Origin of the sequence: Nostoc sp. DedVER02 (assembly GCF_034530675.2) — a bacterium.
Classification (GTDB): Bacteria; Cyanobacteriota; Cyanobacteriia; order Cyanobacteriales; family Nostocaceae; genus Nostoc.
Map to the genome: position 1 here is coordinate 123,486 of NZ_JAVRCP020000011.1, position 13,181 is coordinate 136,666.

Genomic DNA, 13,181 nt, shown 5'->3' on the forward strand with positions numbered 1-13,181 from the left:
TCTCCAATGTCACAGGCAAGATTGTCAGACAACAGGAAATGTCTAATGCGGCTTACTGGGTAGAACATATCCGAGCGAGTGTGCAATTTGCTGCCAGTATGCAGGCATTGTATGAAGCAGGATATGAGGTGTTTGTGGAGGTTGGGCCGCATCCAACGTTGTTGGGGATGGCACGGCGCGAATGTCCAGAAGTATTGGACGAACAAGGGTTATGGCTGGCTTCCCTACGAAGAAATAAAGAAGATTGGCAGCAGTTATTAGATTCGGTGGCGCAGTTGTATGTAGCTGGGGTGGAGATTGATTGGCAGGGATTTGAGGCTGATTATCTGCATAATAAGGTAATTTTGCCCAATTATCCTTGGCAGCGTCAACGCTATTGGTTGCCTACTACTACCAGCAAGCCAATAGTTAGAGAAATCAGCGAAAACTTGCTGCATCCTTTATTGGGTTATCAATTGCGATCGCCATCTCTTAAGGATATTGTTTTTGAAACTCATTTGAACACAGCTAGTTTACCTTTCCTCGATGACCATCGAATTTATGACACGGTGGTAGTACCGGGAGCTTCGCATATTTCTATGTTGTTGCTTGCAGGTCAAGAAATTCTGGGAACAGGGGCAATTTCGCTGAGTAATATTACATTTAGGGAAGCGCTGACGGTTGGCGATCGCCAGATTATCAATGTACAACTTATTTTGCAACCTGAAGCCGCAGGTAAATATAAATTTGAACTCTTTAGTTTTAATAAACAAATAGATAACTGGTTGGTACACGCTACAGGACGACTCAGCCAAGATGCAGGAGATATTGAAAAACCTTTATCTTGGACTGAGTTACAGACACGCTGTTCCCAAATACTGGCTGGTTCAGATTTCTATGCCCAAGTTAGAGAACAAGGACTGCAACTCGGTCAGCGTTTTCAATGGGTAGAATCTATGTGGCGGTGTGATGGTGAAGCATTGTGCCAAATGCAATTTCCCCAAGAATTTGCAGATGAAATTAACACCTACCTCTTGTATCCGGGATTAATCGATTCCTGTTTTCAGTTCTTAGGCTTTGCTTTACCCCAAGAACAACGAGATAACCAAGTTTACGTACCCTTTAGCATAAATCACTTTTATTTTTGCCAGTCGCCAGATTTTAACAGCCGTTTGTGGTGTTACGGAAAGCTAAATTCTCAAACAAATTCAACAGCAGGAATGTTCACAGGAGATATCTGGCTGCTGAATGAAGCGGGAGAACTAGTAGCCTACATTGAGGGACTTTGCTTAAAGCAAGCACCGCGTCAAGCTTTGCTCAGAACCAACCAAGCACCGACTCAGGAATGGCTGTATCAAATTCAGTGGCAACCAAAATCTAGATTATCAGAACAATTACTTACTATTCCCGGTCGTTGGCTAATTTTCACCGATGCTAATGGTATTGGTAAAGCATTGGCACAAAAATTAGAATATCAAGGCAAAGTTTGCATCCTTGTTTCTGTTGGTGAAATTTATCAACAAATTGGTGAAAGTCAGTTTCAAATCGACCCCAGTCAACCGCAACATTTCCATCAACTCTTGCAAGATGTGGGGTCAGATAATGCACCATTGCACGGTATTATTCATCTCTGGAGTCTGCTGGAAACTCAACAAACAAACTACCTAACTAGTTGCGGTAGTACTATCTACCTGTTGCAAGCCTTATCCAAATTATCAAACTGCCAAGCACGATTGTGGCTGTTCACCCAAGGCAGTCAACCTGTTGGTGATAAATTGACAATGAACAGTCTGACTCAAGCGCCTCTGTGGGGACTTGGGCGAGTAATTGCCATTGAGTATCCAGCAATTTGGGGCGGCTTGATAGATATTGATACTAATAATTCTCCAGAACAGACAGCATTAGTACTAGGGGATATCTTACAACCAGAGTCAGAAGATCATCTGGCTTTTCGCAATGATGAACGTTATGTGGCTCGTTTAGTTCGGGCAAAACCTCAAGTATCAACACAACCTGTAATATTTTCTGCTGATGCTACTTACCTAATTACTGGGGGATTAGGCGCACTGGGGCTAGAAGTTGCTCATTGGATGTGTCAGCAGGGAGTACAAAACTTAGTTTTAGTTGGTCGTCGTTCGCCTTCTGCAACTGCGTTGGATGCTATTCACCAGATGGAACAGGCAGGGGTTCAAGTGCAGGTAATACAGGTAGATATTACCGATTTCAACCAAGTTAAACAACTGCTGGAACCTTGCAAGTCTAGACTACGCGGCATTATCCATGCAGCTGGAGTGTTAAGCGATCGCATTATCTTACAGCAAACCTGGGAAAGTTTGACTCAAGTAATGGCTCCCAAAATTCAAGGAGCCTGGAATTTACACCATTTAACTCAGGATATATCGCTGGATTTCTTTGTAATGTTTTCCTCAGCGGCCTCTTTGTTGGGTGCAGCCGCACAGGGGAACTATGCAGCTGCAAATGCCTTTTTAGATGCCTTCGCCCACTACCGCCATTCTCAAGGACTACCTGCACTCAGTATCAACTGGGGAGCTTGGGCAGAAGTAGGGATGGCAGCAAACTTAGACCACAGTCAGTCTGTAGGAGTGGAACGGATTGGAATTGAACAGGGATTACAGATATTAGAATCGTTGCTGAGTCGAGCCGATATGCCACAAGTAGGTGTGATTCCTGTCAATTGGCAAACCTTCCTCAAACAGTATCGTCCAGGTGAAGTACCGCCACTGCTGCAAGATTTTGCTGAGTATACCCAACCCGAAGAAAAATCACAAACCACCCAAGGCACAATTCTGGAAAAATTGCAACAAGTTTCTGATGACAAACGACAATCTTTGCTGTTAACCCACATCCGCAAACTGGCGGCAAAAGTGTTGCGACTCAACTCTGGGCAAAACCTCGATGCCGACAAACCCTTAATTGAAATGGGTCTCGACTCGCTCATGGCGCTGGAGTTACGAAACGTTCTCGAAAATAGTTTGGCTTGTTCCTTACCAGCCACATTGTTATTTGATTATCCGAGTCTGCAAACTTTAGTGAATCATTTAATCCAAGATGTGCTGTCGTTATCCAAATTAGAGGACTCATCACCTGCACCATCACTAGAGGAGAGTGAACCATTAATCTCCCTAGAGGATTTAACCAGGATGTCGGAAGCAGAAACAGAATTGCTACTCCTGAAAAAACTAGAACTGATAGATGGTAACTGAGATGAGCAAAAGCAACGAGCGAGTTGAGGAATTATCCCCTTTAAAAAGAGCTTTACTGGCACTGGAAACAATGCAAGGCAAGCTGAACCGCCTGGAATCGAAAAAGACAGAACCAATTGCGATCGTTGGGATGGGATGCCGTTTTCCTGGCGGTGTTAATAATCCTCAGACTTTTTGGCAGTGCTTGCGCGATGGTGTGGATGCAATGCAAGAAATTCCTGGCGATCGCTGGGATTTGGAAACATACTACAATGCCGATGCTGATGCTGTTGGCAAAATGTACACTCGTCACGGTGCTTTCGTTGATGACGTTGATAAATTTGATGCTGATTTTTTCAGTATTTCTCCCAGAGAAGCCGCATTTATTGACCCGCAGCAGCGCTTGTTTTTAGAGGTATGTTGGGAAGCCCTAGAGCAGTCAGGAGAACGACCAGACCAACTAGCAGGTAGTCGTACAGGGGTATTTGTCGGTGTGATGTACGCCGATTACTCGCGGTTACAGGGCACTGTCATCGATGCCTACAGTAGTACTGGCAACAGTATGAGTGTGGTATCAGGACGGGTTTCTTACCTGCTGGGTTTGCAAGGGCCTAGTGTAACTTTAGATACAGCTTGTTCTTCTTCCTTGGTGGCGGTACATCTAGCTTGTCAAAGTTTGCGCTCCGGTGAATGTAATTTGGCTTTGGCGGGTGGGGTGAGTCTGATGTTGATTCCCGACAACAACATTACCCTGTGTCGCACCCGCGCTTTATCGCCTACGGGACGTTGTAAAACCTTTGATGCTGATGCTGACGGCTTCGCCCGTGGTGAGGGATGCGGTACGATCGCTCTCAAACGTTTATCAGATGCGATCGCAGATGGCAACCCAATCTTAGCAGTGATTCGCGGTTCTGCCGTTAATCAAGATGGACGCAGCAATGGTTTGACTGCACCCAATGGCCCGGCTCAACAGGCAGTATTACGCGAAGCTTTAGCCAACGCTGGGGTGAAGCCGCATCAAGTCAGTTATGTAGAAGCTCACGGTACAGGTACGCCTTTGGGAGATCCGATTGAGGTGAGTTCGCTGGCGGCTGTTTTGGGTGAAGGGCGATCGCCAGATCATCCCCTAGCTTTGGGTTCAGTTAAAACCAATATTGGACATTTAGAATCAGCAGCTGGTGTGGCAGGTTTAATCAAAGTTGTCCTGGCAATGCAGCATCAGCAGATTCCGCCCCACCTCCACTTCCAAAAATTGAATCCTTACATTTCTTGGGGGAATTTACCAATTTCGATTCCCACAGAACTTACCCCCTGGAATAGTGGTACAGAACGACGCATTGCTGGGGTAAGTTCCTTTGGCTTTAGCGGTACAAATGCTCATGTGATACTCGAAGAAGCACCGCTTTTGCCCACAGAGCCAGCTTTAGCATCAGTAAAAGATTATCTTTTACCTCTATCTGCTAAAAATCCCGCCGCACTCTTGGATATGGCGCAAGCTTACCGAGCTTTTCTTCCAGGTAAAACTAACTTGCTGGATATTGCTTATACTACTAGTGTGCGCCGTCCTCATCACAAGCATCGCATCGCTTTGGTAGGGCAGTCTATCGAGCAATTGACAGCAGCACTTGACGCTTTTATACAAGACCCCAATTTAGTATCTAATCCAGATGATTTATCTGGCCTTGTTTTCGTGTTTTCTGGACAGGGCGCGCAGTGGGTAGGAATGGGACGGCAACTTTTGGCACAGGAGCCTGTGTTTCGAGAGACTATGCAAGAGTGCGATCGCATCTTAAAATCCCTTACTAATTGGTCGCTACTCCAAGAACTAGCAGCACCAGAGAATATTTCTCGCCTCCAAGATACTGAGGTTGCCCAACCTGCAATTTTAGCGATCCAAGTTGCCCTAACTGCCTTATGGCGTTCTTGGGGCATTGAACCTGCGGCGGTTGTGGGTCATAGTCTCGGTGAAATCACTGCTGCTTATGTAGCAGGTGTCTTTACTTTAGAAACAGCTTTGCGGATTGTTGTGCAACGAGCTTCCTTGATGCAGCAGGCTACAGGCAAAGGCAAAATGGCAGCGATTGGGATGCCTTGGCAAGAACTCAAACCCTGGCTAGAGGAATTTCCTGGTTTAGCGATCGCCGCTATCAACAGCCCCACTTCTACCGTCGTTGCTGGTGATGCCACTGCCCTAGAAACTTTGTGTCAACAACTACAAGCCCAGGAAATATTCTGCCGATTACTGCGGGTGAATTATGCCTTTCACTGTCCGCAGATGGATGCCTACAGTCGAGAATTAGAGAAAATTATCCAAGATATTCAGCCAAAATCGCCATATTTGCAGATTTTCTCCACCGTTAGCTGTCAACCAGAAGATTCCCCTCCGCCCCTCTGCCCCCCAGCCCCCCAGCCTCTTTTTGATGCTGCTTATTGGGGGCGGAATATGCGATCGCCTGTGCAATTCAGTCAAGCAATTGAAAACTTGGTATATGAAGGATACACCTGTTTTGTTGAGGTCAGCCCTCACCCCGTCTTATCCCAGAATATTCAAGAATGTTTGCAGCACACAGGCAAAGCCGGAATTGTCCTTGCCTCTATGCACAGAGAGCGACAAGAGCGTTATTTTTTACTCAGCGAACTAGGTCGCCTCTACACCTTGGGCTATCAACCACGATGGCAGGCTTTCTATCCAGAAAATAGAAGGTGCGTTTTACTACCGACTTATCCCTGGCAACATCAACGCTATTGGTTAGAAGGTAGCAATTCTTTACCACCAAGAAAAACATTACAACAGCCCTTATTAGGGGAAGCCTTGCCAAGTCTGGCACACCTGCCAGAAATGCGGATTTGGCAAACACAATTGGATTTGCGATCGCTTCCTTACCTCAACGACCATCGGGTACAAGGTGTGATGGTGTTACCGGGGTCAGCTTATGTAGAAATGGTATTAGCTGCTGCGGCTGAGATATTTGGGGCAGGTAAACATACCCTAGAAGTTTTGCACTTTCAACAAGGTTTATTCATTCCCGAAGCAGAAACTCAGACTGTACAAATTTGCTTGCAACCAGGAAACACACCAGACACTCTCAACTTTGATTGTTACAGCCGTCCTAGTATAAACACACAAGCGAAATGGCGGCATCATGCCAGTGGTACAGTGCGCCGAGGCGACGGGGAAATTACACCCAGCATTCCCGCAATGGTGGCAGAAATTCAAGCCCGTTGTCAGGAAATTATCTCTGGCACACAGCACTATCAACAAATGGCGGAACAAGGTTTACTTTATGGAGCCAGCTTTCAAGGCGTAGAGCAAATCTGGCGACGCGAAGGGGAAGCCCTCGGACGCATCCATTTACCAGCATCTTTACACGCAGAAATCGCCAACTACCAAATTCATCCCGTTCTTTTGGATGCCTGTTTCCAAGTCATAGCTTTGGCCACTCCCTTAGCTAACCCTGATGCTGAGGCAGAAGGAGCTTATTTGCCAGTACGTCTAGACAAACTCCGAATTTATCAGCAACCGGATGCCGCAGGTTTATGGGCACACTTGCAGTTAAAACCTGTAGTAGAAACAGATGCCTTTGCTGCCGAGTTAGTCCTGTTCAACGACCAAGGGCAAAGAATATTAGATGCTGAATGTTTGCGTATTCAGAAACTTGATAGTCAAAGTGAAAATAATTCTAGCGATTGGTTCTATGAGATTGGCTGGGAACGGCTTTTAGAACCCAAGGACACAGCGCCAAGACGCAGCGAAAACCAAGGCTATTGGCTGATATTGGCAGACAGACAGGGAATTGGAGAAAATCTCAGCCAACAATTGCAGCAGCAAGGCGAAAATTGCATCTTGGCTTTTGCAGGTGAAACTTATCAAAAACAGGATTCACAGCATTATCAAATTCAGCCAAATTGTTTAGATGACTTCAAGCAACTTCTACAAACTGTTTCTAGTGAATGCTTGGGAGTAGTGCATCTGTGGAGTTTAGATATCACTCCAGCAGAATTGACTACCCTAGCTTCACTCGCTGGTGAAAGTATAGAAAGTCGGCCACTTAGCGATCGCAATTTGGGATGTATCAGCACTCTCCATTTAGTCCAAGCATTGGCAGAAACAGGTTGGCAAAATACACCCCGTCTCTGGCTAGTTACCCGTGGCGTACAACCTATAGATTCGAGTCCTAGTAGTTCGCCAAGCAAGTTTGGCGGGGAAAAGGGTAAGGGGGAAGGGGGAAAGGGTTTAAATCCCTTACCCTTTTCCCTTTCCCCTTTCCCCAGCCCTCACCCAGCATTTTTGGGTTGCCAGACTACCAGTATTGCCCAATCGCCTCTGTGGGGATTGGGACGCGTGATTGCTCAAGAACATCCAGACTGGCGTTGCTCAATGGTGGATTTAGCATCAGTGCCTAAACCATCAGAAATTGCATCACTTTTACAGCTACTACAAGCAGACGATGTAGAAAATCAAATCGCTCTGCGTGGGGATGTGTCCTACGTTGCTAGACTGAAGCGATATTTACCCAGTTATTCCGAACTACCAAACTTCCACCACCAAGCAACCTACCTCATTGTTGGAGGTTTGCGGGGTCTAGGTTTACAAGTAGCTACTTGGATGGTGGAGAGGGGAGCTAGATATTTGGCACTGATGGCGAGAAGTCAGCCGACACCCGCAGCCTTAGAAGTTTTACAAACTCTGGAAACTGCTGGAGCAAAAATTAAGGTGCTTCAGGCGGATATCAGTCAGTCTGAGGAAGTAGCTAGAGCGATCGCTCAATTAGACCAAGATACGCCACCATTACGGGGTGTAATTCACAGCGCTGCTGTTTTGGATGATGGCATTCTCTTACAATTAACACCGGAACGGTTGCACAAAGTCATGCAACCCAAGATAGAAGGGGCATGGAATCTCCACACACACACCCTCAATAAATCCCTAGATTTCTTTGTGCTGTTTTCTTCAGCTGCTTCACTCCTGGGTTCCGCCGGACAAGGAAACTATGCGGCGGCCAATGCCTTTTTAGATGGGTTAGCTCATTATCGCCAAAGCCAAAATCTGCCTGCACTCAGTATCAACTGGGGTGCGTGGGCAGAAGTAGGTTTAGCAGCAGCCCAGACAAATCGGGGTGATCGCATGGCATCTCTGGGGTTTGGTAGCATTCTTCCACAGCAAGGCTTAGAGATTTTAGGACACCTGCTAACGGATAAAACTGCACAATTAGGTGTGATTCCCATCAATTGGGCAAAAGTCTTGCGTGCTAATCCAGCCGTTATCAAGATACCTTTGTTTCAATTGCTGACGGAGTTCTTTAGTAACTCTGGAGAAATCGAAACTGACGAAAGCACAAATTTTCTTTCCCGTCAAGAACTTTTAGCAACTCCATCAGATGAGCGTCAACTACTTTTGGAAACCTACTTCCACGAACAAGTAGCTAGGGTGCTGCGAATGCCAGCCTCGAAACTCGATCGCCATCAGCCCCTCAACAGCCAAGGATTAGATTCATTAGTGGCGGTGGAGTTAAAGAACAAACTTAAAAACGACTTGGGCGTTGATTTACCGATGATTCGCTTCATTCAAGGCCCTAGTATTGCCCAGTTATCTGCACAAGTACTCACTCAAATTACACAAGAAATGTCGTCAGTATCATCTGTCCTTGTATCTCCTCCTCATCTGAGGAGCAATTCTGCTAAACCTATTGAATTAGCCACCAGTAATCAAGAATGGGAGGACGGCGAACTATGAGCGCGAGTCAACTTCTGGATGATTTGACGCAAAATGGAGTGTATTTGTGGGCTGAAGGCGACAAATTGCGTTTTCGTGCCCCCAAAGGTGTGTTAACGGAAGAACTGCGCGATCGCTTGACTGCTCACAAGTTAGAATTGCTGGCAATTTTGCAAACGCCCATTTCAACGGCAGAATTTACCCTAGTTCACGCGCCAGAGGAACGTTATCAGCCATTCCCGCTCACTGACTTACAACAAGCTTATGCTTTGGGTGGTAGCAATTTTTTCGATTTGGGTAACGTGTCTGCTCATTTCTACGTAGAATTTGCCGTCACTAATCTCGACATCGAGCGATTGAATTTGGCTTGGCAACGTTTAATTGAGCGTCATGAGATGCTGCGGGCGGTAATTTTACCTGATGCCCAACAGCAGATTCTCGAAACTGTGCCTCCCTTTGCTGTGGAAGTCATCGACTTACGCGGTCAAAAAGAGGCAAAGGAGCAAATAGCAGCGATGCGCCAGCAAATGAAGGATAATGGCCCATCACTCGATAAATATCCTTTATTTGAGGTGCGCGTACAATTATTGGATGAGGAGCGATCGCAACTCCACATCAGCATCAGTTTATTAATCTGTGACGCTTTAAGTGGTGGATTTGTCTTCCAAGATTTGTATCAGTTTTACCTCAACCCCCAAGTACAGTTATCAGCCCTGAATCTCTCTTTCCGAGATTACATCCTGACGCTGAATCAACGCCGTCAAACAGCAGCCTACCAAAAAGCCCGTGATTACTGGTGGCCAAGGTTAGCTGAAATTCCCCCAGCCCCGGAATTGCCCCTAGCCAAAAATCCGAGTGCTATTGAGAAACCCACTTTTACCCGTTGGCAAGGGCAATTAGCACCAGCAGTTTGGCAGCAATTCAAAACACGAGTCAGTCAGCTGGGATTAACACCGGCGGCGGCGATTTGTGCTGCTTATGCCACGATCCTCACCACTTGGAGCAAAAACCAAAAACTCACAGTTAATATCCTCTACTTTAACCGCGAACCACTGCATCCACAGGTGTATCAGGTTTTAGGTAACTGTAGTTCTACCCTACTGCTGACAGTTGACCACACCCAAAGCGAAAGCTTCGCCGCCCAAGCCAAACGCTTACAAGAGCAGTTGTGGAGTGATTTGGAACATACTGCGGTGACTGGTGTGGAAGTATTGGGCGAACTCAATCGGATGCAAGGGGGAACTGCTAGAGCCGCCATGCCTTGTACCTTTGCCAGTGCTTTGGGTTTAGGAAACCGCGATACTCAAACTAATGCTGCGGGCGAGCAGGATTGGCAGGTAATTTGTAATGGCTTGTTGCAAACGCCTTTCGTCCTCCTCGACCACCAAATTGTTGAAGAAAACGGCGCTTTGCTCCTGAATTGGGATGCTGTAGAAGAAGCTTTTCCCCCTGATTTAATGGCCCAAATGTTTGATGCTTACCAACTGCTGCTGCATCGTTTGGCTGAGTCAGATAATACTTGGCAAACTACCACAGAATGGTTGATACCTGAAGCACAACTACAACAACGAGCAGCCGTCAATGCTACTAACACCACCATTCCCACCCGGTTGTTGCATGAGTTGTTTGTTGAACAGGCGACTCAACAGCCACAAAAATTAGCGATCGCAACTTCTCAATTGACTTTAACTTACACTGAACTCGATCGCCTATCTAACTACATCGGTAGACAACTGCGAGACTTAGGCGCTCGTCCCAATCAGTTGGTAGCCGTGGTGATGGAAAAAGGTTGGGAGCAGTTAGTCGCTGTTTTGGGAATTCTCAAATCAGGTGCAGCTTACCTACCAATCGACCCCAGCCTACCCCAAGAACGTCTTAACTGGCTGCTCGATAATGCTGAAGTAGCGATCGCTTTTACCCAACCTCGGCTAGAAGCAAATCTCAGCTTCGCCACTCAAGTCAAATGGCTAACAATTGATGACTCAACCCTGGTACAAACCTCTACCAGTCAACCTTTAACATCAATACAAACCCCAAAAGATTTAGCCTACGTCATCTACACCTCTGGCTCAACTGGCACACCCAAAGGTGTCACCATCGACCATCTCGGTGCAGCTAACACCATCCTCGATATCAATCAACGGTTTGGCGTGACAGCAGAGGATCGGGTATTTGCCATTTCCTCCTTGAGCTTTGACTTGTCAGTATATGACATCTTCGGAACGCTCGCAGCTGGTGGTACAATTATCATGCCCGATGCTCAAGGCGGCCGCGACCCGGCGCATTGGCTGGATGTTCTCCAACGGGAGCAGGTGACAATCTGGAACTCTGCACCAGCGTTAATGAAATTGTTAGTCGAATATGCAGGCGATCGCTGCGATCGCTTACCATCTTCCCTCCGGTTGGTGATGATGAGTGGCGATTGGATTCCGGTAACTCTACCGGAGCAAATTCACTCCTTGGGTAACGATGTCCAAGTAATCAGTTTGGGAGGAGCCACAGAAGCTTCCATCTGGTCAATTTTCTATCCTATTGAAACAATTGACCCTAGCTGGACTAGCATCCCCTACGGTAAACCCCTGAGTAACCAAAGCTTCCACATCCTTGATGAAGCCTTGCAACCCCGTCCTGATTGGGTTCCAGGACAAATTTACATTGGTGGTATCGGTTTAGCTCAGGGATATTGGCGAGATGCAGCCAAGACCCAAGCCAGCTTTATTCAGCATCCCCGCACGGGAGAGCGTCTTTATCGCACGGGGGACTTGGGGCGCTATCTGCCGGATGGTAACATCGAGTTTTTAGGAAGAATTGATTTTCAGGTTAAAATTCGCGGTTATCGGATAGAAATAGGCGAAATTGAAACTGTCTTGCAGCAACACCCAGCCATCCGTTCTGTTGCTGTTTCAGCCGTTGGCAAACAACGGGATGAGAAGCAATTGGTAGCTTATATCGTTTTTGAGCAGGAACAATCAATTACTTCATTAGAATTGCGTAACTACCTCCAGCAGAAGTTACCAGAATACATGATTCCCTCAATGTTCATGTTTATGGACAGCTTGCCCTTGTCATCCAACGGTAAAGTCGATCGCCGTGCTTTACCTGACCCAGAACAAAATCAAGCAGATTTAGGGGCAATTGTCGCACCCAGAGACAGCTTAGAGTTACAACTCGTACAAATTTGGCAAGAAATCTTGAACTTGCCGGAGGTAGGTATTACTAATAATTTCTTTGAATTGGGTGGAACTTCTATTCAAGCTGTGCGCTTGATGACGCAAATTCACAAACTCTTTGCTCAGAATTTACCGTTGTCTACGTTGTTCCAAGGCGGGACTGTTGAGCATTTAGCGCGGACTCTGCGGGAATCGTCAGATAGTTCTGTGCCTTGGTCGCCTTTAGTCAGTATCCAGCCTTCTGGTTCTCAGCCGCCTTTCTTCTGCGTTCATCCAGCTGGTGGTAATGTGCTTTGCTATATGGATCTCTCCCGTCGCTTGGGTATAGATCAGCCGTTCTACGGTCTTCAGGCTGTGGGGATGAATGGAGAACAACCACCATTTACCACTATCGAAGATATGGCAGCTTATTATATTGCAGCCATCCGCACCGTTCAACCACAAGGGCCATACTCTATCGGTGGCTGGTCTTTTGGGGGAATTGCGGCCTTAGAAATTGCCCAGCAATTGCGCCAGCAAGGTGAAGAAGTCAATATGCTGGTACTTATCGACTGTCCCGCGCCCTTATCTAGCGAAGATTTGGACGAAGCCACCTTAGCAGCTTGGTTTATCCAAGACTTAGAAGGTCGATTTGATGTTGATGCTACTAGATTGCAGCAGTTGCAGCAGCTAGATACCGCACAACAATTGAACTACATTCTAGAACAAGCCAGACTACTGCACTTAGTTCCGCCAGATGCCGGAGTTGAACAAATCAACTACTTGTTCGAGGTGTTCAAATGCAATATGCGAGCGATCGAATCCTACACACCGCGTCCCTACGAGGGGCTAGTAACATTGCTGCGGGCAGAAAACCAACCACCAGAAAATCCTACCAACCCAGCTTTAGATTGGCACGAATTACTCACCAATCTGGAAGTGCGTTGGATTCCAGGCAACCACTACACGATGGTCAGAGAACCAGATGTACAAACATTGGCAACCCAATTGAGGGCTTGTCTGGCAGTTATGAACAACTGGCAGCCAGGAAAATACAACTAACCCTATCAATTTCTCTGTGCCCTCTGCGTCTCTGTGGTTCAAAAACTCTTTTTTTAACCACAGAGGCACGGAGAA

3 protein-coding genes are annotated in these 13,181 nt (G+C 46.7%); all 3 read left to right on the plus strand.

Going from position 1 to position 13,181, the window contains the following annotated elements; genetic code table 11:
* Positions 1-3,203, plus strand: a 3,203-nt coding sequence (locus tag RMZ41_RS13740; protein WP_409875292.1) for an SDR family NAD(P)-dependent oxidoreductase, incomplete at its 5' end; no start/stop codon positions are given.
* Between the two features lies 1 nt (position 3,204).
* A complete protein-coding gene (locus RMZ41_RS13745; protein WP_322644620.1) occupies positions 3,205-8,916 on the plus strand; it encodes a type I polyketide synthase in 5,712 nt (1,903 codons plus the stop codon).
* The gene (locus RMZ41_RS13750; protein ID WP_322644619.1) at positions 8,913-13,106 is read left to right on the plus strand and encodes an amino acid adenylation domain-containing protein; all 4,194 of its coding nucleotides are present in this window, start codon (positions 8,913-8,915) and stop codon (positions 13,104-13,106) included. Before RMZ41_RS13745 ends, RMZ41_RS13750 begins: the two co-directional genes overlap by 4 nt.
* Positions 13,107-13,181: the final 75 nt, after the last annotated feature.